The sequence below is a fragment of the Spirosoma jeollabukense genome (genome assembly GCF_054777855.1).
This window is the reverse complement of record NZ_BAAHAD010000001.1, coordinates 1,956,176-1,977,752: the sequence shown is the minus strand read 5'-3', so window position 1 is coordinate 1,977,752 and position 21,577 is coordinate 1,956,176. Positions and strand designations below refer to the sequence as shown.

Below are 21,577 nucleotides of genomic sequence, written 5' to 3'. Positions count from 1 at the left end.
CAATTTTCGGGCGATTGTTGAGTCGGATTAGGGTAAGTTTACACAATGAAACCTGTCAGCAAAAACATTCTCATTACCGGCGTTTCGACGGGTATTGGCCACGGCGCAGCCAGGCAATTTATTCAGCGCGGCTACACTGTATTTGGCAGCGTGCGTCACCAGGCTGACGCCGATCGGCTGCAGGCTGAATTTGGTAGCCAGTTTACCCCAATACTATTCGACGTAACGGATGCCGAAGCCGTGAAGGCGAGTGTCATCTGGTTGACTGAGCGATTAGCTGGGAATGGGTTGGCCGGTTTAATCAACAATGCGGGCATTGCCATTGGGGGGCCGCTACAACACCAGCCTCTTTTCACAATCCGGCAACATTTCGAAGTTAATGTGTTGGGCGTGTTACAAGTCACGCAGGCATTTTTGCCCTTACTGGGTGCACAGGAAAATCATCCGGTTCAGCCGGGTCGAATTCAGAATATTAGCTCGGTGAATGGGCAGATTGCCATCCCGTTTATGGGGGCTTATGTGGGTTCTAAGTTTGCACTGGAAGGCGTATCGCACAGCCTGCGCCGGGAATTGTCTCTGTTCGGAATTGACGTAGTGATTGTTGGACCTGGAGCTGTTAAAACACCGATTTGGGGTAAAGGGACGGATATTAGCCCGTATCAACACACGGCCTATTACCCGGCTATGCAGGGATTTTTAAAGCAGGTTGAAGCGGCTGAGAACCGAGGATTATCAATAGATTATCTTGGCAAGCGTATTGTGGATATACATGAAGCCACTCGCCCTCGCATTCGCTATGCATTGGTCCCTAATAAATTAGTAGGCTGGATACTTCCCCGCTTGCTGCCTGACCGGGTGCTGGACTGGATTCTAGTACGTATCAGCGGCTTGACGAAATAACAATTTTGTCCTGCTGACGCAGGGAGCATCTTCGCTGACAGTATTTTTTGCTCACCCGAAGATGCTTCCTGCGTCAGCAGAACAGAAAAAATAGTACGAACTATGCTTAAAGCCGCTTTTCAAAAAGACGACGCACTTCTCGCTGATATACAGGCTGCTCGTAATGACCCCCATACGCTCCACACTTGGTGGCTTGGGCAAAGTGGCTTCTTGCTGCAATACAACGGTAAGCACGTATTGGTTGATCCCTATTTGTCGGAATCATTAAGTCGAAAATATGCCAATACAGATAAGCCGCACGTCCGCATTTCAGAACGGGTCATTGATCCAGCCCGATTGACGATGATCGACGTAGTGACGTCCAGCCATAACCATACCGACCACCTCGACGCCGATACGCTTCTACCACTCCTTGCCGCTAACCCAGCGCTTCAATTCGTCATTCCCGAAGCGAACCGCGTTTTCAGTACCGACCGACTCCAAACCCGGTTGGATTGGCCCATTGGGCTGACGGATGGACAAACGGCGACTGTTGATGAGTTCACCTTTCACGGAGTTCCGGCTGCGCACAATGAAATTGAACGCGACGCCGAAGAACGGTGCAAATTCATGGGATTTGTAGTGAAAATTGGCCCTTTCAGCATCTATCATTCTGGCGATACACTTTGGTATGACGGCATGGTAGAAATTTTGCAACCTTTTCAGGTAGACGTAGCGTTTCTGCCCATCAACGGAAACAAACCCGAACGGCGCGTGGCGGGTAATCTTAATCCGGATGAAGCGGCCCGGCTTGGAAAGGCGATCGGGGCCAAACTAGTTATTCCGCATCATTACGATTTGTTTGAATTCAACACGGCCGATCCCGCCGACTTTGTGCAAGCCTGTGAACACCATAATACGCCCTATCGTGTGATGCTGTTAGGTGAGCGGGTGATCATAAGCCGGTAGACTGCCTAAAAGCAGTGCTTTTTGTCATGCTGACGAAGGAAGCATCTTCGATAGCTGTAGTTGTAATTGCAAGAAGATGCTTCCTTCGTCAGCATGACAAAAATCCCATGAAAAATTACCTTTTCTATTTGCTGTTCCTATCCTCGCCATTGATGGCACAACCGGATACCACTAAACAAAAAACACTGAATTTTAAGATTCAGGTTGTTGATAATCAAATTGCTATCGGGTATGGGCTGGCTATTGGTGACGTGGATGGTGACAAAAGATCCGATATTCTTTTGGCTGATCAGAAGGAGATCGTCTGGTATAAAAACCCGGGCGATAAAATGTCTGCCTGGAAACGCTACGTCATGGCGGCCAACCTGACGCCCCAGGACAACGTCTGTATTGCCGCGCGCGATTTGGATGGCGACGGCCGTGTAGAGGTGGCCGTTGGTGCAGGCTGGAATCCCGCCGAAACGGCTGATAGTACCAAATCGGGCGCTGTTTTCTACCTCATTCGCCCGCAGGACCCAACCCAGAAATGGGAACCGGTGCGTCTTCACCACGAAGTAACTACCCACCGGATGCGCTGGGCCAGAGTCGGTAAAGACAATTATCAGTTAATCGTTGTGCCTTTGCATGGCTTGGGTAACAAGAACGGCGAAGGTCGGGGCGTTCGGATTTGGGGCTATGAGTTTCCAAAAGATCCACGTAGCGTATGGAAGCGGCAACTGGTCGACTCAACCATGCACCTGACACACAACTTCGAGATTTGGGAAGATGGCGATAATGGTTCGGCTACGGGGTTGATTATCGCCGGAAAGGAAGGTGGAAATGTCTTTCAATGGCGGAAAAAGAAATGGCGTCCGTTTAACAATGAATCGGCCAGTAATGCGCTGCCACTGCTCAACAAAGGGGTGGATGGTATTGGCGAAATCCGGCGACTTAATGGCGGCACGTCCATCGCGACGATTCAACCCATGCACGGTAATCTGCTACAGGTGGAAAGCGGCTTCTATTCGTTTCGAAAACCACGAAAACTGGTCACCGATAAGGAAATAGACGTATTGACGGATTTATTCAGTCAGGGACACGCCCTTGTCTGCGGAGATTTTCTGGGGATTGGTAGCGGTCAGATTGTAGCTGGCTGGCGAAATCCCAATGCCGAAAAGAAAGTTGGCGTTCGCTTGTTCAAGCCCAAAGAAGAAGGAAATGTAGAGGGGTATTCGCTCGATGACAGCGTTCGAATGGCCTGCGAAGATCTGCAGGCCGCCGATCTCGATGGTGATGGTGATCTGGACATTATTGCGTCGGGACGGGCAACACTCAACGTATTGATTTACTGGAATCAGTTAAAGCCGTAAGAGGTTGTTGGTTTGGGTTACGGTCTTCGGTTTACGGTAGCTGACGAAAAACCGTAAACCGAAGACCATACTCGTCACTGATGACTGACTAGCCCGGCCAGTGATTTCAAGGCCGATGCCAGTCCGTCAAGCCGGGGAGTAATGTCGCCTTCGGAGCCCATCAGGGTGCTAAACTCGACGGTTTGGGTCGCTAACGTATCGAGCAACTGACTTAGTTCTTCCGGTGTAATCTGGTCGCTTTCCAACTGCGTTTTTACCTGTTCGAGCGTACTGGTTATCGCCTTTGCGTTTTCGGTTTTCTGGAGTTGCGCGAGCCATCGATCAATAACGCCCAAGCCACTTTGTGGCGTGGCACTTGCCATATCGCCTTCCAGGACATCCATTGTCGCGTCGAGCAAATCAGTGGATTCTTCGTGAGTAAGCATATTAAATCTGATTAGTGAAATTACGCAAAGCAGACGCTAACTGGGTAAGCTGATGAGCCGTTGTCCCGTCAACGGATGGCTCATGAGAGAGCGTCTGCGTATGGCTTGCCATGCTAAGCAACAGGTGACGAATTTTTTCGCCGTCGTACTCGCCTGTTTTCAGGTGATCGCGCAGGGCCGCAACTTCGGCCAGAATGCGTTCGGCACCCACATCACCCGGCAGGGCATTCAACCAGCCCTGAAGCAATAAAATCCCCTGTTCTGCTGATACAGTAGCATTAGTGCCGTCTCCGAATGCGCCCAACGTATCATTCAGCATGCGGTGTTCAAGGGTTGTTCCAGTTCCTTCCATAGTGTATGTAGTGAATTAAATTTTTGCAATGTGTAGGACTCATTTATGCATCTAAAGTTGCCTAAATCCTCTTATGATTTACGTCCAAAATGGCGTAGAATTTTTGACAGGCTCTCCAGGCCGCCCGTCCAGGTGCCTTCGGAAATAGGATCTTCGGCTACCGCCTGTGTTTTATCGGCCAGACTGACCAATAATTCCCGGATGTAGGATTCATCGGGTTGAGCCGCCTGCAACGCCGTGCGAAGCTCACCAAGTTGTCCCTTTAGCTGATCCAGATTTGGGTCGCCCTGCAAGGCCTGTAGCCATCCATCGATGAGCATAATTCCCTGCTCTGGCGAAACCGCGAATCGGTCGTTATCCCGAAGAGCGGTGAGGGTGTCATTGAGCATGCTCTCCTCCAAAATGTTCGATCCTAACATGAATATAGATTTTTAAAGATTAAAAGTCATACCGCCAGGGACTTACGTGCCTTGGCGGTATGGGCATAAGTTACAATCCTGCCAGTGTGCGCAGCGTAAAGGCAATGGTGTCTAATTTATTTGTGGTTTGCTCCTGCACATTCCTGCTCTGGCCCACCAGTGTGATGTTGTCAGCCAGATTTAAAAGCAACTCCTGAACACGGTCGGTATCGGGCTCATCGAGCGATAACTCGTTGCGGAGTTCTTTTAGCTCTTCTTCTATGATTTGTGTACTCGTATTACCCGAAATTACGCTGAGCCAGCCGTCAATAAGTTCAATTCCATCCTGAGGAGATGCCGTACTAGAGCCATCTTCGTCGGCCAGGCTGTTTGTGCGTTCAAACAGCCGCTGATCTAATGCATGAGAAGGCATAGTTTTATGGATTTGCAACAGGTTAAGAATCGATTATTCTAAGCGGTTCTTAACCTGTTGATGATTTATGGTCTTCAAATAACCCGCTTAGGAGCGGTTTGTTTAGCGCCCCTGAAGACATTGGCCGATAAGCTAAAACGCAATCTTTACAGACAGAATGACTGATGGTCATCAATGATCCTGACGCACAGATTGCGTTTATTAGCTAGTTAATACTGAGATCGACCGCCCGATTGACTGGAATCGGCATCGCCGGTACCGCCCGAAACGCCCATACCCGACAGCCGCGACGTATCACTTCTGGACAACTGCGGGCTATCTCGCTGCGAGCTATTCGAATAGTCGTCGCCTTGCGATGAACCGGAAGCGACCGAACGACTATTGCCTTCGGTTGTGTCATCTGTATCGACCGCCGATTCATTGCTGATCGTACCGCCAGTACGATTAGTCAAGTCATCTTCGGTTGCACCAAATGCCGAAGCGCCGGTTCCACTGGTGGTTGATTCGCCCCCGACGGTGCTTGTCATGGGTGCCTGACCGCCGGTAGCCGCCGGTCCGGATGCGCCACTAATTTGTTGGCTGAAACCTTCCAGAGCTTCTGCCAGAGTAGTTAATCTTGGTTTACTATCCGAGTCGGACGAATTGGCAATTTGCTTTGTTTGCCTGGCCAGATCGGCCAGAATTTGCTGAACGTGTATGCCGTCAGGATTGTCACTTTGCAATTCAGTTTTCAACTCGTTCAGCGTAGTAGCAATGGAATTGCCAGCCTGATCGTCAGCTTTCAGGAACGTGATCCAACTGTCGATCAGTGAAATGCCATCCGTAGGAGAGATACTGGTTACGTTACCGTTGAAAGCCTTGGCAGTTAGATCCACCAGGTTAGAAGCATGCTGATTTATGGCCATAAGTAGGGTTCATTTTGGATTAAGAAATAGAATTGACGGCCTGCCGGTGCAGATTTTCGAGGGTAGCGATCAATTGCGAAAGTTCTGTTTGTTCCGCACTGGCTTCGGCTGTCTCTGCTACGTTCCGGGTCTGATCAATCAGTTCCTGTAATAAATCCGCTATCTGCTGGTTGTCAATCCGGTTGTAGCGTTGTGCAGTATCGACCTCCGCGCGTAGTCGTTCGAGTGTATCGGCGATATCTTCGGTCGCGTCATCACCAATTTCGTCAAGCCGATTCAACCACTTATCAATCAGCGATAAACCATCGGTTGCTGTGGTTGTATCAATATTTCCGTCAAGGGTATTTACCGTCTGTCCAATGAGCGAGAGCTGGTTTTGGTCGTTCGTAATCATAAGGTTTGTTTGTTGAGTAATGATTTGTTGTACGCCTTGATGAGTGTACTCGCCAGGAGAGCTGTGTATAACTACACCGTTAATTTACTTAGCCAGACCCCGGGCAAAATCCTTCAACGTTGTTGATAGATTTTGTAGGTCCTCTTTGTAGTTACCCGCGGCACCGTCAGTGGCAAAGTCGGTGAGTATGCCGGAGAGGTCGCGCATGATGCCTTCAACTTCGTTAACATCGTTGGCATTGAGTGCATCGCGAAGCTTTCGGAGCGGTTCGGCCACCCATTCGGTATTGGCGTTGGAACGAACAATACCGATCCATTCCGACACCAGATTGACGCCTTCGTCGGTGGTGGTTGAAGGGGAACCACCACCAAGTACAGCTAACGTATCGCCGAGCATAGTGGCAATTTTTTGATCGTGATGTGCCATAACGTTCAATCCATTAGTTTTGGGGAAAACCCATACCTCCGGTGATTGTTCGCCGAACGAACGTATTTCCCAGTTAGCTCACAATAATTTACTTACTTATGGATGCCACCCGCTTACAACCCGACATACAGTATCAGTTTGCCCGCAGTGGGGGAGCGGGTGGGCAGAACGTGAACAAAGTTGCTACAAAAGCGGAACTACGTTTCAATATTCGAAACTCGACGTTGCTCACAGAAGAGGAACGGGCGACGCTGGAAGAAAAATTAGCCAACAAACTGACCACCGAGGGCGAACTGGTACTCACTCATCAAACCGAGCGAACGCAACTGGCCAATAAGGAAAAGGTAACGAAGAAGTTTTACCGACTCATTGAAAAGGCATTTGAGAAGCCCAAACCCCGCAAAGTGACCAAACCGTCAAAAGCATCCGTGGAGGAACGTATTTCGCGAAAAAAGCAGAAAGGGGATATAAAAGAGGGGCGGAAAAAGGTTGATTATTAGATCCGGAACTATAGCGATAACCGGATTTTAATAGAAGTAACCATTGGACCTGTGCACTACGTATGACGACGTACCTGGTTGAGAAAAACATACAAAAGGCCGCAGATGATCTGATCACCTGCGGCCTTTTTTCAATCTATATCAAACCAGGACTCTCACTTAGATCTGTGCCACGGTTTCGAACCGTGGCACAGATCTAAGTGAGAGTCCTGCAAACTCAATTATAATTCCCGAATCTGAATATTCTTGTACCAAACGCGCTCTTTGGGACTATGGTTTTGTAAGGCAATTTTACCTTTCGTATGAGCCGTTGCATAGGGCCAGTTGGCAAATTTGCTCTTAGCGACCAATGCCTTCCAGTTATCAGAACCATATTCATACTCAACGACTTTTTTGCCGTTCAGGAAGTGCTCTACGTGATTTTTGTTTACCACGATACGTGCTTTATTCCATTCGCCGGGCGCTTTCGCAATCGAGAAGTCCGACGGTGGAATCATGTCGTAGTTAGCGCCAGTCATTTGGGTATCTTTCAATTTATAGGGCTTTCCTTCGGCGTCAAGATAGCCTTTGTCGTCAATTACCTGATATTCTGGGCCCGACATATAAGTTGATTTAATGTCAGGACTGTCTATGATTTTATAAACGACACCGCTATTACTGCCTTTGGGGATTTTGAAGTCGAACTCCAGTTCGAAGTTTTCGTATTCTTTGTCGGTTACAAGGTCTCCACCGGTGCCATCGGGCGTTAAAGCGCCGTCTTCAACATACCAGCCGACAACGCCATCTTTGTGGTAGCTGTGCCAGCCTTTTATCGTCTTGCCATCGAATAGCGATGTCCATTTCGGAGGAGCTGCTAAAGCGATTGCGCTAAGCAGCAGGCAGGGAATAAGTAACTTTTTCATGTAGTTTAGAATTTGGGATTAAAGGTACTAAAAACGTAATGCGGGTGGAAGTCCGCGATTCATAAAGGAAACCCTCCCGTTATAAATCGCGGGCTTCCACCCGCATTACGTAAAAACCGTTGCCTAGCTCGCCATTTCGCGGGCGGCTTCCGGGTCGTTGTATTTTCGGTCGAGACCATCAGTCGATTTCTGGTCAGAACGATCGGGTCCAGAAATCATATCCTGGGCCGCCGTGCTGCTTTCGTCGGCCATTTCCCGTGGAAATTTTTTCGCTTCCTGAGCTTCTTCGGGCCGTTCGCCAGGCTGATTTGGCTCAGCATCTTTGGCGTTGACATCATAGGGCCGGGCAGAGTCACCGGTATCCGGCTTGTCTTCCATTCCCTGATTATCAGGTCCTGCTCCTTTCTCTTCGTAGGGAGTTCCGTCAACGGGTTCACTCACTCCGCCATGTTTTGGCGCTACGTTCGCAAAGGTTGATGTGAACGTAGTCAACTCAAAGCCATTCACCTCATGCGACCGATCGGGTTGATCAGGCTCCTGGATTTCGGGCGTAGCGGGCTGTGGCGTGCCCGGAAGGTCCGGGATTTCGGGGCCGGGAATTGGATTATACGGTGGCGTTTCGGGAATACCCGGTACCGGCTGCATTGGGTCTGGCGTACCTGGTGTTGGCGGAATCATTTCATTTACTGGACTGCCTCCGCCAATGAAATTCCAGCCACCAAATGAATTGGTGGGTGTCGTTTTATCGGGTTCATCTTCCGAAGGTAAGCCTGTATTGACGGTTGCCCCTGCATCGGGATTACCCGTTAATTCAGCTTCGGCAATTGGGTCTTCAGGCACTTCCTGATTATCAATACCATCGCCCGCGCGAAGTGCTGCGTCGGAGTTTTCGTAGGTTTTCCCCCGCAATTCGTCGCCCTGCAAACTCCGTTCCTCGTCGGAACTGTATCGATTAGCCAGTTGACCATCTACTACGTCGTCGTCGGTATCACCAATGGATGTTAATTTACCATCCACGAGTTTCACCATATTTGTTTCAGCCTGATCAGCACCGAACATTGCCTCCGCATTTTCACCGGAAACAATATTGGCCTGTTGGGCTCCGTCGCTAAGGGCTGATGAATTTGAATTTTCCATGACTACTGTTAATGTTTTAGGTCTATGAAGAACCGTTGGCAACGGAAAAGGTTTTATAATGCCGTATCGCTGGCCCGCCTGAGATTAATGTTTGATAGCCGGGCCAGCAATACGGCATTACGCCAGTGCATCAAACAAAATCTCAGCGGGGTGCTGGGCTTTGCGGCCCGTTCCGTCTTTGATCTGATGGCGGCAACTGGTGCCAGCCGCTGAGATGATCGCGTCTTCGGCCTTACGGACGGCTGGGAATAAGACTAGTTCACCGATTTGCATGGACAGATCGTAATGTTCAGTTTCGTAGCCAAACGAACCAGCCATGCCGCAACAGCCTGATGGAATCAACTGGACGCTGTAATTGGCAGGCAACGACAGGATTTTTTTGACTGGCACCATAGATGACAACGCTTTTTGGTGGCAATGGCCGTGTATTTTTACCTCACGCGCTGCGGTCGTAAACTGATCCCTGTTCACCCGTCCGGCTTCAACTTCGCCAGCCAGCCATTCCTCAAACAGAAAAACGTTTTTGGCGATACGTAGCGCGTCGTCTTTTAACTCAGCCGGAACCAGATCGGGGTATTCATCGCGGAACGTCAGAATCGCCGATGGCTCCAGACCAATCAGGGGCGTTTCGTCAGTGATGAGGTCTTTGAACAGCGTTACGTTCCTGATAGCGATTTGCTTGGCGTCTTCCACCAGCCCTTTCGACAGGTACGTCCGACCACTTTCAGCGTGTTCGGGCAAACTGACCGAGTAGCCCAGGCGTTCCAGCAGTTGAATGGCCTTCTGCCCAACTTCTACATCGTTGTAATTGGTGAATTCATCACAGAAAAGGTTTACAGTTTTCGGTTTTCGGTTTTCCGGATGGTTAACCGAAAACTGTGAACGGTAAACCGAAAACCATTTCCTCAACGTCGTGCTCGCCAGTTCGGGCATCGTGCGGTCGGGATGGAAACCTACGGCGCTGTTCGCCAGACGACGTAGCGCAGGCGTTTCGTAGATAGCGTTGTAGGCCCAGGGCGCTATGCTCGCCAGTGACATAAGTTTAGTGAAATTTCCCACCAGTCGCGCCCGCAACGGAATGCCCGATTCGCGGTATTGTTGCTGGGTGAATTCGGCTTTCATCCGCGTCATATCCACACTCGACGGACATTCGGCCTTGCAGGCTTTGCAGGACAAACACAAATCCAGTACGTCTTTTACGGCCGCAAAATCGTGCTCAGTGGGTCTCTCCTGGTTACTGTAAAAGTGTCGTAAAATATTGGCTCGTGCTCGTGTTGTGTCGTGTTCGCGACGGGTAGCCATGTAACTGGGGCACATCGTTCCGCCGGAGATTTCAGTTTTACGGCAATCACCAGAGCCGGAACATTTTTCGGCCAGTTCCAGCAGCCCACCATCTTTCGTAAAATCGAAGACCGTTTTGGGTTGCGGAATCACGACGTCAGCTTCCGAACGTAGCGACTCGTTCATGGCAGGCGTGTTAACAACCTTGCCGGGATTGAACGTATTATGCGGATCCCAGAGCGCTTTGACTTCTTTGCACAACTGGTAGTTTTCGGGGCCGAGCATAAACGCGATGCACTCACCCCGAAGCCGCCCATCGCCATGTTCGCCCGACAGAGAGCCGCCGTATTTTTTGACCAGTTGAGCCGTGTCCATCAGCAACGCCCGAAACGTAGTACGCCCCTCCGACGATTTGAGGTTGATAAGCGGTAACACGTGGATTTCGCCCGCTCCGGCATGAGCCGAATATTCCAGTTTCAGGCCATGTTGCTCCCAGGCCATTTTGTCCAGCTCATCAATGTAATCGGGCAGATCATGTACATCGACGGCCGTATCTTCGATGACATTAGCCGGTTTTTCGTCGCCGGGAATGTTATACATGATACTCAATCCCGCTTTCCGCAACGCCCAGGGCTTTTTCGTCTCTTCATCGAACAGAATCGGATACGCATAGCCTAATCCCTTCGTCTTCAATGCATCCACAAATGCCTGGGCTTTTAGCGCTACACCCGATTTCGTATCCGCGAAAAACTCAACCATCAGAATGGCTTTTGGATCACATTCGACAAACGTTTGATTCTTCGACTGCTCAATATTGGTTTTGGTCAGTTGTAGAATATAATCATCCACCAGTTCGGATGCTGAACAATCATGCGCCAACGCCACCAGATTAGCTTCAAGCGATTGGCGAATGGTTGGGAAATGGGCGCAAACCAGCGCAATTTCCTTAGGCGGCAATGGTAGCAAATTCAGTTTCGATTCGGTAATAAAGCAAAGCGTCCCTTCAGAGCCCGCAATGAGGCTGGCGAAGTTGAATAGCAGCGGGCGGAGGGCTTGGGGCAGAAAGTTACCAGCCGTTTGAACCCTCTGCTCCATGCCCGCTGTCCGATGCTCGTCAAAAAACGCCACTAACGCATCCAGCGCATAGCCTGTGTTTCGGCGTTTGACGGTGGGTTTTGGGTAACCGTCCTGAATGTGCTGTTGAACGTCTGGTTTTGACAGCCAGTCACGAAACTGAACATAGAGCCGCTGCTCGAGTGGGCTTACTACGTTCTCACCCCGGCATTTGGCATCAAATTGCTCACGCGTGAGTGACCCAAAGGTTACTTCGGCACCATCGCTCAGTACCGCCCGTACTTCGAGCAGATGGTCGCGCGTGGTTCCCCATATTATGGAATGCAGGCCGCAGGAATTATTCCCAATCATGCCGCCAATCATAGCTCGACTGGCGGTGCTGGTTTCGGGTCCGAACAACAGGCCGTGTGGTTTTAAAAACGCATTCAGGTCATCGCGAATAACGCCCGGCTGAACACGTACCCAACGCTCATCGGCGTTGATGTCCAGAATTTTTCCGAAGTATTTAGAGATGTCGACGACGATGCCACTACCCACCACCTGCCCCGCCAGCGACGTACCGGCCGCGCGGGGAATCAACCCCAATTCATGCTGCTGGGCGAAGCGTAGCAGTCGTTTAATGTCGGCCACCGATTTGGGCAGGGCCACTGCCACCGGCATTTCCTGATAAACCGATGCGTCTGTCGCGTAGAGTACACGCTGAGCGGTATGCTCCGGCGATTCATCAAAATATAGATCACCCTCGAACGACGGGAGCAGGCTGGCAAACGGAAATTTCTGGGTTAAGCGGAACATAGCGGCTGAGCATCAAACGTACTGTAAAGATACAAAAACCGACACGCGTTTGTGGAAATAGGTTGCTTTGACCATCAATGACCAAACCCCGATTTGCCATGAGAACTCGCCAAACCTATGCCTCGATACGCACTGACTTTACACCGTTTGTGAGTGTTGCCTTTTTGTTGATTGTATTTTTTATGTGGCAGAAAGAAGTACAACGCCCTGTCATTATGGGCATTACGGTTCCAGCTGGCTGCCGGAAGTACGAAGCGTCCGTTCACCCCCGTAAACTGGTTACGCTCTTTCTGCTACGTGATAACCGCATTGGATTGATGCAGCACTGGTACAAAGATGATATGGCTGAATTACAGACAACTACCTATGGGCCGGAGGGTGTTAGACAAGCACTGAAGCAGATCAGTAAGGGGGCCAGGGACGACGTCGCGGTTGTGATTAAGCCTACTCGGCAGGCAACGTTCAAGAATGTTGCTGATGTCCTTAATGAACTTAAAATAGTGGGCAATTTGCCTTATCTGTTGGTTTCTGATCTGGATAGGAAAGAGCAAAGTATTCTAAGGCATTATGAGCAACTATTCGTTCGTCATCCGGATGTAAACAATACGGTGTTTGTACAAACGGCTCCTTTTTACTGTGCCGTGCGAGATGAATGAAAAGCAATCGATCCAATTGCATGCATCGACTCATGGAACGATACGACTAGCGAATTGTAATTTCCACGCGCCGGTTTTTACTGCGTTCGTTTTCAATGGCGTTGTCGGCAATGGGACGGGTGCCGCCGTAGCCTTTTGAGGTAACGCGCTCATCGGCAATACCTCTGCGTGTGAGGTAGCTGGACACAACTTTAGCGCGATTTTCCGAGAGGGCTAAGTTCAGACGCGGGTCGCCGATATTATCCGTATGGCCTACGATGTCGATGGTCCAGCGCGGATTCTTTTTTAGGATGGCCACCAATTGATCCAGTTCTGCCGATGATTCGGGCAGTAAAATGTAGCTGCTTTGCTCAAACTGAACGCTACGTAGAACGAACGTAGTGTCGGCTTTTAGCCCGGAGTCCGGCTCGGGTGCTGGTTTGCGAATCGGTGCTGATGCAACCAACGTATCAACAACGGCTGTTTGCTCCGGTGGGGGCGGAGTAAGGGTTGTTTTCGGTTTTATGATGATCCGTGGTTTTCTAGGAATGAGTTTTGGCGGGGGCGAAGCCGCTACTACGGGCGTTGTGGCAACTGGCTTCGTTGGTTTTGGGGAGATGGGAGCGGGGGGCGCTTTTTGAAAGAAATACTTCGCTGTTATAGGCTCACCCGACGTAGCAAATGGGTTCTGAACTAGTTTCCTGGTATCAGGCCGTTGCCAGTACAATTGAATTTCACCTTCCAGCATCGCGTTGAAGTAATCTACCCGTAAATCATACTGATGCCCTGCTTCCAGTGTAATACTGCCTGTGAAGTTTTCGGAATCGTTTAACTGCCAGGAGTCCATCACTTTTTTATTGCTTACCCAAACCCGTATACCGTCGTCGACTTTGGCGAAAAATTTGTAGGTTCCCGTTGCTGGCGCTAACAATTTGCCCGTCCAGCGAACGGAATAATATGACTCAGGCATGCCTGGCCCCGGTGTGCGGTCTAACCAATTGAAACTGATTTGACGATCAGTTCGGGTAAAAACTTTGTGCTCAAAATTCGTTCCGGTATAATACTCACCTTTCAGCCCCTGCTGTGCGCGTGCTGGCACAGGGATCAGGCAGATAAACAATCCGACAAGTCTGGCTAGTGCTTTCATCTGTAAGCCTTTAGGGCAAAGATGATTAGTTCATAGGCTGCTTATATCTTAAATGGTAGGGAAGGTTAATTTACTCCGTTCGCAGGCTTTTTGCCGGGTTGGTCAGAGCGGCTTTCATGGCCTGGAACGAAACTGTCAGGAGCGTAATGATCGTGACAAGGCTTAACGTTACTGCAAAGACCCACCAGCCGAGATTAATGCGATAGGCGTAGCTTTTGAGCCAGTTGTTCATCACGAACCAGCCCACGGGCGCGGCCAGTATGAAGCCAATGGCAAGCAGCCAGCCGAACTCGCGGCCAAAGAGCCACAGCAGTTGGTTCGTGCTGGCTCCCATCACTTTCCGCACGCCAATTTCTTTTTGTTTGGCTTCAGCCATAAACAGCACGAGACCATATAATCCCAGGCAACCAATCAGGATGGCGATGACCGAAAAAACCTGCGCTAGTGCCAGTAAAATCCGTTCGGTGACATAGAAGTTTTTCAGCAACTCATCCACGAACGTAGCCTTAAAAACCCGCTCGGGAAATAGCTCATTCCAGGTACTTTCGATGGCTTTGAGCGTGGTAGGTATGTTGGTTGGATTGATACGTAGCGCGGCCATGTTGTTTTCGCGGTGCATATTGAGCAGCGCAATCGGTTGGAGCCCCATTTTTAGTTCGCCCGAGTAGAAATTGTTCACCACCCCAACGATGGTTTTATCGCTACCCCAAATGTTGAGCCGTTTGCCCAGGGCTTCCGCTGCCGAACGCAACCCCAGTTGTTTCACCATCGTTTCGTTGATAAGGGCTTCAGCATTCGTCGTGTCATTGTTGCGGAAATTTCGTCCGGCCAGCAGCTTGATCCCGAACAGCGGCAGGTAATTCGTATCGCCAATTTTGACGCTGGTCGGAAATTTTTCGGGCTCGGTATGCGTGTCGAACGTAAACGGAACGGGGTTTCGCCGGAACGAGGCTGGTGGTTCGGCGCCCAAAGCAACCTGCTCGACACCCGGCACCTGGCGCATTCGATCACGTAGCGTTTGCTGCTTTATGGGGTTGTCGGTCGGAACGGGTACGGTCAAAATAGCTTCCTTGCGGAAACCCAGATCGGCCTGTTGCATGTGCCGAACCTGAGCCATCATGACGACAACGCCAATGCAGAACAACTGCGTAATAAAAAACTGCGTGATCACTAATCCCCGCCGTACGCGTAACCCACCCACCTGTTGCGTCGTCATTTGTCCGTGCAGGGCCACCACCGGCTTAAAACGGGTCAGTACCAGCGTAGGATAAAGTCCCGCCAGTCCAATAACGCTCACGACTAGACCTGTAAACCACACTAACGACCTCGGCAGAAACAGATCAAGAATACTAAGGTCTGCGTTCAGCATGGACAGTGCATTGTTGAGTGCCGGCAGACCCAGTTGCGCCAGTAACATACCCACGACCACAGCCGCCAGCGTAATGAGCGTTGTTTCGGTCATGAACTGCCCAATGAGTTGCCAGCGTGTGCTGCCCATTGCCTTCCGGACACCGACTTCTTTGGCTCGTTTCAGGGCATGAGCCGTAGCTATGTTGATGAAATTAATGCAGGCTCCCACCACCAGAAACACGCCTACAATGATCAATGCGTAGAGAATCAGGTAGGGCGATTCGCCACCATACTGCGAATTATGGCTCAAATCGCTTAGCGGCAATACGTGGAAATCGAGGGTTTTAGCTTCCTGGGCACTCAGGTATTTCTTGCGAATGACGGGTAATACACTGGCCAACTGCGCTACGGGCACGCCGGTACGTAACGTGGCGAAACACACTGTTGTGACATTGCCCCAGGATTGCATTGCCTGCTGTCCCTGACTACCCAGCAAGGTCGGAAGGGTGCTGTAAGAAATCAGAAGTTCGTACCGAAGCTTGGTATTGGATGGTGGGTTTTTGATGACACCCGTTACCGTCAGATCGGTTTGATTGTCGTAACGTAGCATTCGACCGATGGCATTCGTTGTTCCGAAATACTTCTCGGCATATCGCTCTGACAGAACGGCCGTATTGGGTGTAGAGAGGGCCGTTTTTGGGTTCCCGGTTATCCAGGCGACATCAAAAACGTTGAAATATTGTGGTTCTGTAAAGCAGAGCGTGCGCGACTCATCGAATTTTTTACTGAATCCCCCTTTTCCATCCGGCACGCTAACCACACGTCCGAAGATGTTTTCCACCCGAACGGCGCTTTCCACGAACGGATAGTCACGGCGTAGAATTTCGCCCAGCGGTCGGGGGGTGGCATCGGTGGGTACTACGTTCTCGTGATGTAGATCAGTCACGATCCAGTACGTCCGGTCGGCTTTTGCATGGTAACGGTCGAAGCTGAACATATAACTGACCAGTAAGAAAATAACGATGCCGCAGGCCAGACCCACGGCTAATCCAGCAATGCTAATGGCGTTCACGCGTCGATAGCGCCAGAGGTTACGAAGTGCCGTCTTAAGATAATTGTGAAGCATAGCTAACGGAAAGTTTAGGAGTCATAGGCATGGATACGCTCATTGCCTAATACGACAAATATATATAATATTCTTATATATAAAATATCCATTATGTGTAGATTGTTTGGCGTAGTCTCCGACTACGCCAAACAGAGTCTATGACTACGCCAAACATAAGGCCGCCTTATTCACTACGTAGTGATTCTGCTGGATTGGTCAGGGCCGTTTTGTAGGTGCGCCAGCCAATAGTCAGGCCGCCCAGTAACAGCAGTGTGCCAAAACAAAGGCTCAACGCACCCAGGCCCAGGGAAACGTGATACGTAAACGTCATCAGCAAGAAACTTCCAGCCAGATAACCAAGTGGTAAAGCAATGGCTCCGGCGATCAGCAGTAGTTTCAGGAAATCCCACGACAGGAGCCAGATAACCTGACTAACGCGTGCGCCCATCACCTTCCGGACGCCAACTTCCTTCGTGCGCAGCTCGGTTGTGTAGGTGACCATACCCAGTAGGCCCATGCAGGCGATTGACACCGCCAGCCCAATTAAGAGGGCCATGAAGTTTATGTCGTCGGAGTGACTGTGTCGGTCATACAGAAAATCGTCGTACCATTGGCCGTTGAAGGGTTCGTACGGATTCTGTCGTTTCCAAATTCGGGCTATGTTGCTTTTGATCGCTTCTGGATCGTTACCCGCTACTTTTACCGTCAGATACCTGAACTCATTCGGTTGATAGCGAAGAAGTAAGGGTTGTATTTTCCAGACGAGCGTAGTGAATTTAAAGTTTTTCAGCACCCCGGCAATCTGTACTTCCGTACTGTCATCTAACCAGAGTGTCTGTCCAACAGCAGCTCCGGGTGCTCCTAGCTTAAAGGTTCGTACGGCTTCCTCGTTAATAAGCACCCTTCGTGAAGCTGAGTCGGATACCGACATGGGTATGTTCTGACCAGCCAGGAGGGTTAATCCCGTTGCAGGTACTAAATTGGCATCAGCCGCAAAGACATGGGCTGCCGATGAATCGCCCCCCGCTTTCTGTCGATAAACCATCTGGAATCCATCACCATGATCGCCGAATAAAGCGCCGGTAGCCGCTACCCGCTCAACACCCGCCAATCGGCTAATGTCAGTCGATAAGCGACCTGATGGCAAACCATTCAGTGGGATAGTTAGAATGTTTTGCCGCTGAAAGCCATAATCGGCTGTGGCCATGTAGTCTTGCTGAAGCGCCATGGCCAGCAGGGAAATCATGGCCAGTAAAGAAATAGAGAATTGGGCCACAATCAACGATTTGCGGAGGGTTATTCCCCTGAACACCCGCAAGCCAGTCTGACTACGTAGTACTTGCGCTGGCTGGAAGCTCGACAATACCCGTGCGGGTAACAATCCGGCCAGCAAGCCCGTCGTAAGGCTGAACGCTATGAATATCAGCCATATGCGAATGTCATTCTCCCATTGTACGCCCCCGATGAGCCATTGCTGCACAAAAGGCATCGGCTTAATTACTTGAAGCATACCATACGCCAGCCCAAGTCCAACGAGCGATAGCACCGCCGATTCGGCCATAAACTGCCCCATCAATTGCCAGCGTAGCGCTCCGGCCACTTTCCGGATGCCTACTTCACGAGCACGGCTCAACGACCGGGCCAGCGTCAGGTTGATGTAGTTGAAAGCGGCCAGTAACAGGGTTAGTAAGCCTACGCCTAACTCAGTTTCCAGTTTGCCGGCAGTTGGTTCATAGGTTGGCTTCATGAATTCTTCGCGGGCGGGTGAAAGCTGCGTTAAGGGCTGGCTACGAAACGTGTAGCCTTTATCTTTCGCAAATCGCAGACCTTTTGTAACCCGGCTGGCTAGGGCTGGCAGTACGCCATCAAGCGTCTTAGTGGGTACGCCCGATTTCAGCAAAACGTAGGTATAAGCTTGCTCATAATCGGCCCAGCTCATCCGAAATTGTTGCCATTTCGGGCTGGAAAACGTCGCCATCGACACGAGTACATCGAAGCTGACGTGAGATTTTGTTGGGTTCTCGGCGAAAACGCCCGAAATCGTCATGGCGCCCAGCGTTGGGTGTTCTATGATTTTGCCGACGGGATTAGCCGTCCCAAAAAATCGTTTGGCTGTCTGCTGCGTCAGAACGACGGTTTGGGGCGCAATGGCGGCTTGCCCTTTCTCGAGCCGGAACCCGAAAATTTTAAAGAAACCCGGATCAACGGCGCTGTAAATAACCGGCAGTTGTTTTCGATTCGCGCTGAATTTGCCGTAATTACGAACAACCCGGGTGGCTTCTTCCACAAACGGATAATCCCTTTTCAAGGCATCTGCCAGGGGCATGGGCGACGTAGCAAATCCCTGCTCATCATTCGTAGCGTTCGTTACGTCTGTCAGAATTCGGTAGGTGCGATCCGCATGCGGATGAAACGAATCGTAATCAAACGCACCCTTGATGTCGATCATGGCCAGCAAACACACCAGCATACCCGACGCCAGACCAAAGATGTTGATAAATGAAAACAGCTTGTGTTTCCACAGATTTCGAATGGCCGTTTTGAGGAAGTTTTGGAGCATGGGGGTAAGGGCATGGGGCTTGGAGCACGGAATTAGGCGTCATACCATACTGATGGACTTTCCATGCCCCTTGCCCCAAGCGTTATTCAGAACGTAGTGATTTCACCGGATTCATTAGGGCCGCTTTGATGCTCTGGAAACTGACGGTCAAAATGGCAATGCCTATGGCTAACAGGCCAGCCAGGGCGAATACCCACCAGGAAAGATCAACGCGGTAAGCGAAGTCCTGTAACCAGCGGTTCATCATCCACCAACCAATGGGCGTAGCAATGATGATCGCGATCAGAACCAGTTTCAGGAAGTCTTTCGATAGAAGCGCGACGAGGCTTCCTACCGATGCGCCCAATACTTTCCGCACGCCAATCTCTTTGGTACGTTGTTCGGTGGCATAGGCTGCCAGACCGAACAAACCCAGACAGGCAATCAGTATTGCCAGGGCCGACGCAACCGTGAAAATGGAACTGTATTGCTGTTCAGTCTGGTATTGTTTGCGGTAGTTTTCATCCACAAAATAATACTCGAATGGATTGCCGGGGAAGAGTTGCTTATAGAGCTGTTCCAACTCACCAACCTTCGCCTGCATACGATCTGTCGTTAAGCGAACGGTATAATTCGAACTGGGATAGCCGGGGTAAATAATCAGCGGTTCGATGGCCTGTTGCAGTGATTGGTGATGATAATCATTGATCACCCCGATAATTTCGAGTTCCGCCCCATATTTCAGCTTCTGGCCAACGGCTGCCTGGGCCGAGGCAAATCCGAGGGATTTGGCCGCTTTGGCATTGATCAGTACCCGGTTGGCGTCGGTACCTTTGGCGCACATTTCGGGTGTGAAGTTTTGCCCGGCGGCCAGCGAAATGCCATAGGTTTTCAGGAAACGATCATCAGCGTACGTAACGGCATAGCTTTTCTTCTCATCGCCGGGGACAGGGTTCAGGCGGGTAATGCCGTCAGCTTTGTAATTGTACCAGCCGCCCGGTACGCTGCCCGAATTGCAGTAATCATCGACAAAAGGTAACTGAGCGATTTCGTTGCGGAAGGCCGTTCGTCCGGCTCTTCGGACCGAATCATCGCCAACTTCAGCGCCTTTGATAACCAGCAATTGCTTCAGGTTCATGCCCAGGTTCTGATTCTGCATGAATGACAACTGCCGGTACAGCACTACCGTGGCAACAATCAGCATAATGGAGATCGCAAACTGAAACACAACCAGCGATTGTCGCACCCAAACGCCCTGACCTGTCCGGACAAACGCCGTCTTCATCACGCTTAGTACCGGAAAACCCGACAGCACAAATGCGGCATAACTGCCCGAGGCTATAGCTCCCAGCAACACAGCTCCTAAACCAGCAATCCAGAAGGGGCTCTGGCCAATTGACGCGAGCGAAAGAGGTTTGCCAACCAGCTGATTAAAAGGCTCTTGCAATAGCAGGATCACCAGTATGGCCAGCCCAAAACCCAGTACGTTGAGTATCAGTGATTCGCCCAGAAACTGACCGATAATCTGTTCCCGATTGGCCCCAACCACTTTCCGAACGCCCACTTCTTTCGCCCGTTTTAGCGCACCGGCGGTCGACAAGTTGATGTAATTGAGCCAGGCAATCAGTAGAATCAGCAGGGCAATGCCGCCCAGCATATACACAAAACCAACTTTAGCCGCCGTTGGGCGCGTATCGCTTAACCCATTACCCAGGTGCAGATACGTAAGAGGTTGCATTTGTACCAAATCTGTTTCCTTCGGACGCGCTTTGGCAACTAGGTCTGTCGCTTTTCTCTCAAAGGCAGCCAGATCCGTTTTGGGATTGAGAAGAACCAGTGTTTCAGAAAATGCTCCATTCCAATTGTCTAAACTCGCCCAATCATTGCCATTGCGATTTCCTTTGTTCGCCAACGTACTGAGGGAATAGACCAGATCAAATTGCAGATCGGAGTTCGCCGGAACATCGGTAAAAACGGCCACCACCCGATAAGGTGCTTTACCAAACTGGCTGTTGAGGGTCAGAATCTTACCGATGGGATTCTCATTCCCGAAATACGTTCTGGCTTTGGTCTGGGAGAGTGCGGCTGTGTTGGGCTGATGCAGCGATGGTGATCCTGCGACGAGCGGAAACGAAAATATTCGGAAGAAGTCGCCGTCAGCCGTGATCGCGTTGGTTTCTCTGAATGAACGTATTGCCTGGGTTTTGTTACTACCTGGAATGGTAATAATTCCCTGCTGAACGGAGGCTATCCGGCAAACAGCGTCAACCGTACTGAACTGCTGTTTTAAGGCTGGCGCTATTGCCGACGGTACGTCGTTGTCGGTTTTCCCATCTTTGTGCTGCAGCAATACGCGATATGTATTGTCCAGATTCGTGTGAAATTGATTGAAGCTTTTTTCAAAACTAATGTACTCCAGAATCAGGACGAAGGCGGCAATGCCGAGCGCTAGTCCAATAATATTGATGACTGAAAATACCTGGTTCTTGCGGAGGTTGCGCAGCGCGATTTTGATATAGGATTGAATCATAAGTAAAGGGCATGAAGTGGAAAAAGGAAAATTGGGATGAACCTATACG

At 50.4% G+C, this 21,577-nt stretch carries 19 protein-coding genes; 5 read left to right on the top strand and 14 right to left on the bottom strand.

Going from position 1 to position 21,577, the window contains the following annotated elements; all coding sequences use genetic code 11:
- Window positions 1-45: 45 nt before the first annotated feature.
- The 3 genes from ACYVEA_RS07955 to ACYVEA_RS07945 all read left to right on the top strand — a co-directional run bounded on the left by ACYVEA_RS07955 (window position 46) and on the right by ACYVEA_RS07945 (window position 3,197).
- Window positions 46-900, top strand: a complete 855-nt coding sequence (locus ACYVEA_RS07955) for an SDR family NAD(P)-dependent oxidoreductase (protein WP_461112833.1) — start codon at window positions 46-48, stop codon at window positions 898-900.
- Window positions 901-1,002: 102 nt separating this feature from the next.
- Entirely contained in the window at window positions 1,003-1,848 is an 846-nt protein-coding gene (locus tag ACYVEA_RS07950) for an MBL fold metallo-hydrolase (RefSeq protein WP_461112832.1), read from the top strand.
- A 107-nt stretch (window positions 1,849-1,955) separates the two neighbouring features.
- Complete coding sequence (locus tag ACYVEA_RS07945; RefSeq protein ID WP_461112831.1) at window positions 1,956-3,197, top strand: FG-GAP repeat domain-containing protein; 1,242 nt, start codon at window positions 1,956-1,958, stop codon at window positions 3,195-3,197.
- Window positions 3,198-3,271: 74 nt separating this feature from the next.
- Here the strand turns inward: ACYVEA_RS07945 and ACYVEA_RS07940 are convergent, their stop codons facing one another.
- The 7 genes from ACYVEA_RS07940 to ACYVEA_RS07910 form a co-directional block, all read right to left on the bottom strand.
- Complete coding sequence (locus tag ACYVEA_RS07940) at window positions 3,272-3,622, bottom strand: hypothetical protein (RefSeq protein ID WP_461112830.1); 351 nt, start codon at window positions 3,620-3,622, stop codon at window positions 3,272-3,274.
- Window position 3,623: 1 nt separating this feature from the next.
- On the bottom strand, window positions 3,624-3,974 hold the full coding sequence (locus ACYVEA_RS07935; protein ID WP_461112829.1) for a hypothetical protein: 351 nt from the start codon (window positions 3,972-3,974) through the stop codon (window positions 3,624-3,626).
- 71 nt (window positions 3,975-4,045) lie between these two features.
- On the bottom strand, window positions 4,046-4,393 hold the full coding sequence (locus ACYVEA_RS07930) for a hypothetical protein (RefSeq protein WP_461112828.1): 348 nt from the start codon (window positions 4,391-4,393) through the stop codon (window positions 4,046-4,048).
- A gap of 70 nt (window positions 4,394-4,463) precedes the next feature.
- Window positions 4,464-4,805, bottom strand: a complete 342-nt coding sequence (locus tag ACYVEA_RS07925; protein ID WP_461112827.1) for a hypothetical protein — start codon at window positions 4,803-4,805, stop codon at window positions 4,464-4,466.
- A gap of 209 nt (window positions 4,806-5,014) precedes the next feature.
- On the bottom strand, window positions 5,015-5,710 hold the full coding sequence (locus ACYVEA_RS07920) for a hypothetical protein (RefSeq protein WP_461112826.1): 696 nt from the start codon (window positions 5,708-5,710) through the stop codon (window positions 5,015-5,017).
- Window positions 5,711-5,729: 19 nt separating this feature from the next.
- Window positions 5,730-6,104, bottom strand: coding sequence for a hypothetical protein (locus tag ACYVEA_RS07915; RefSeq protein ID WP_461112825.1), 375 nt, complete (start codon window positions 6,102-6,104; stop codon window positions 5,730-5,732).
- Between the two features lie 84 nt (window positions 6,105-6,188).
- A complete protein-coding gene (locus tag ACYVEA_RS07910) occupies window positions 6,189-6,530 on the bottom strand; it encodes a hypothetical protein (RefSeq protein WP_461112824.1) in 342 nt (113 codons plus the stop codon).
- A 98-nt stretch (window positions 6,531-6,628) separates the two neighbouring features.
- Between ACYVEA_RS07910 and arfB the strand changes: the two genes are divergently transcribed.
- Window positions 6,629-7,030 carry an alternative ribosome rescue aminoacyl-tRNA hydrolase ArfB gene (arfB, locus tag ACYVEA_RS07905; protein WP_461112823.1) on the top strand — a complete coding sequence of 134 codons (402 nt, stop codon included), beginning with the start codon at window positions 6,629-6,631 and terminating at the stop codon, window positions 7,028-7,030.
- A gap of 221 nt (window positions 7,031-7,251) precedes the next feature.
- Here arfB and ACYVEA_RS07900 read toward each other — a convergent pair whose 3' ends face one another.
- The 3 genes from ACYVEA_RS07900 to ACYVEA_RS07890 form a co-directional block, all read right to left on the bottom strand.
- Window positions 7,252-7,932: a 3-keto-disaccharide hydrolase gene (locus ACYVEA_RS07900; protein WP_461112822.1), complete on the bottom strand. Its 681-nt coding sequence runs from the start codon at window positions 7,930-7,932 to the stop codon at window positions 7,252-7,254.
- 123 nt (window positions 7,933-8,055) lie between these two features.
- On the bottom strand, window positions 8,056-9,069 hold the full coding sequence (locus tag ACYVEA_RS07895) for a hypothetical protein (RefSeq protein ID WP_461112821.1): 1,014 nt from the start codon (window positions 9,067-9,069) through the stop codon (window positions 8,056-8,058).
- 117 nt (window positions 9,070-9,186) lie between these two features.
- The gene (locus tag ACYVEA_RS07890) at window positions 9,187-12,219 is read right to left on the bottom strand and encodes an FAD-binding and (Fe-S)-binding domain-containing protein (RefSeq protein WP_461112820.1); all 3,033 of its coding nucleotides are present in this window, start codon (window positions 12,217-12,219) and stop codon (window positions 9,187-9,189) included.
- Window positions 12,220-12,317: 98 nt separating this feature from the next.
- On the opposite strand from ACYVEA_RS07890, the gene ACYVEA_RS07885 reads away from it, so the two are divergent.
- Window positions 12,318-12,875, top strand: coding sequence for an ExbD/TolR family protein (locus ACYVEA_RS07885; RefSeq protein WP_461112819.1), 558 nt, complete (start codon window positions 12,318-12,320; stop codon window positions 12,873-12,875).
- 46 nt (window positions 12,876-12,921) lie between these two features.
- Here the strand turns inward: ACYVEA_RS07885 and ACYVEA_RS07880 are convergent, their stop codons facing one another.
- The 4 genes from ACYVEA_RS07880 to ACYVEA_RS07865 all read right to left on the bottom strand — a co-directional run bounded on the left by ACYVEA_RS07880 (window position 12,922) and on the right by ACYVEA_RS07865 (window position 21,528).
- Window positions 12,922-13,953, bottom strand: coding sequence for a PA14 domain-containing protein (locus tag ACYVEA_RS07880; RefSeq protein ID WP_461112818.1), 1,032 nt, complete (start codon window positions 13,951-13,953; stop codon window positions 12,922-12,924).
- A 118-nt stretch (window positions 13,954-14,071) separates the two neighbouring features.
- Window positions 14,072-16,477, bottom strand: coding sequence for an ABC transporter permease (locus ACYVEA_RS07875; protein ID WP_461112817.1), 2,406 nt, complete (start codon window positions 16,475-16,477; stop codon window positions 14,072-14,074).
- Window positions 16,478-16,643: 166 nt separating this feature from the next.
- Window positions 16,644-19,019: an ABC transporter permease gene (locus ACYVEA_RS07870; RefSeq protein WP_461112816.1), complete on the bottom strand. Its 2,376-nt coding sequence runs from the start codon at window positions 19,017-19,019 to the stop codon at window positions 16,644-16,646.
- A gap of 82 nt (window positions 19,020-19,101) precedes the next feature.
- Window positions 19,102-21,528, bottom strand: a complete 2,427-nt coding sequence (locus ACYVEA_RS07865; RefSeq protein WP_461112815.1) for an ABC transporter permease — start codon at window positions 21,526-21,528, stop codon at window positions 19,102-19,104.
- Window positions 21,529-21,577: the final 49 nt, after the last annotated feature.

Coding starts and splice junctions, on each gene's coding strand:
- ACYVEA_RS07955 (WP_461112833.1), top strand. CDS start 46: ATGAAACCTGTCAGCAAAAACATTCTCATTACCGGCGTTTCGACGGGT.
- ACYVEA_RS07945 (WP_461112831.1), top strand. CDS start 1,956: ATGAAAAATTACCTTTTCTATTTGCTGTTCCTATCCTCGCCATTGATG.
- ACYVEA_RS07900 (WP_461112822.1), bottom strand. CDS start 7,932: ATGAAAAAGTTACTTATTCCCTGCCTGCTGCTTAGCGCAATCGCTTTA.
- ACYVEA_RS07885 (WP_461112819.1), top strand. CDS start 12,318: ATGAGAACTCGCCAAACCTATGCCTCGATACGCACTGACTTTACACCG.
- ACYVEA_RS07890 (WP_461112820.1), bottom strand. CDS start 12,219: ATGTTCCGCTTAACCCAGAAATTTCCGTTTGCCAGCCTGCTCCCGTCG.
- arfB (WP_461112823.1), top strand. CDS start 6,629: ATGGATGCCACCCGCTTACAACCCGACATACAGTATCAGTTTGCCCGC.
- ACYVEA_RS07910 (WP_461112824.1), bottom strand. CDS start 6,530: ATGGCACATCACGATCAAAAAATTGCCACTATGCTCGGCGATACGTTA.
- ACYVEA_RS07895 (WP_461112821.1), bottom strand. CDS start 9,069: ATGGAAAATTCAAATTCATCAGCCCTTAGCGACGGAGCCCAACAGGCC.
- ACYVEA_RS07930 (WP_461112828.1), bottom strand. CDS start 4,393: ATGTTAGGATCGAACATTTTGGAGGAGAGCATGCTCAATGACACCCTC.
- ACYVEA_RS07875 (WP_461112817.1), bottom strand. CDS start 16,477: ATGCTTCACAATTATCTTAAGACGGCACTTCGTAACCTCTGGCGCTAT.
- ACYVEA_RS07935 (WP_461112829.1), bottom strand. CDS start 3,974: ATGGAAGGAACTGGAACAACCCTTGAACACCGCATGCTGAATGATACG.
- ACYVEA_RS07920 (WP_461112826.1), bottom strand. CDS start 5,710: ATGGCCATAAATCAGCATGCTTCTAACCTGGTGGATCTAACTGCCAAG.
- ACYVEA_RS07865 (WP_461112815.1), bottom strand. CDS start 21,528: ATGATTCAATCCTATATCAAAATCGCGCTGCGCAACCTCCGCAAGAAC.
- ACYVEA_RS07925 (WP_461112827.1), bottom strand. CDS start 4,805: ATGCCTTCTCATGCATTAGATCAGCGGCTGTTTGAACGCACAAACAGC.
- ACYVEA_RS07915 (WP_461112825.1), bottom strand. CDS start 6,104: ATGATTACGAACGACCAAAACCAGCTCTCGCTCATTGGACAGACGGTA.
- ACYVEA_RS07940 (WP_461112830.1), bottom strand. CDS start 3,622: ATGCTTACTCACGAAGAATCCACTGATTTGCTCGACGCGACAATGGAT.
- ACYVEA_RS07870 (WP_461112816.1), bottom strand. CDS start 19,019: ATGCTCCAAAACTTCCTCAAAACGGCCATTCGAAATCTGTGGAAACAC.
- ACYVEA_RS07950 (WP_461112832.1), top strand. CDS start 1,003: ATGCTTAAAGCCGCTTTTCAAAAAGACGACGCACTTCTCGCTGATATA.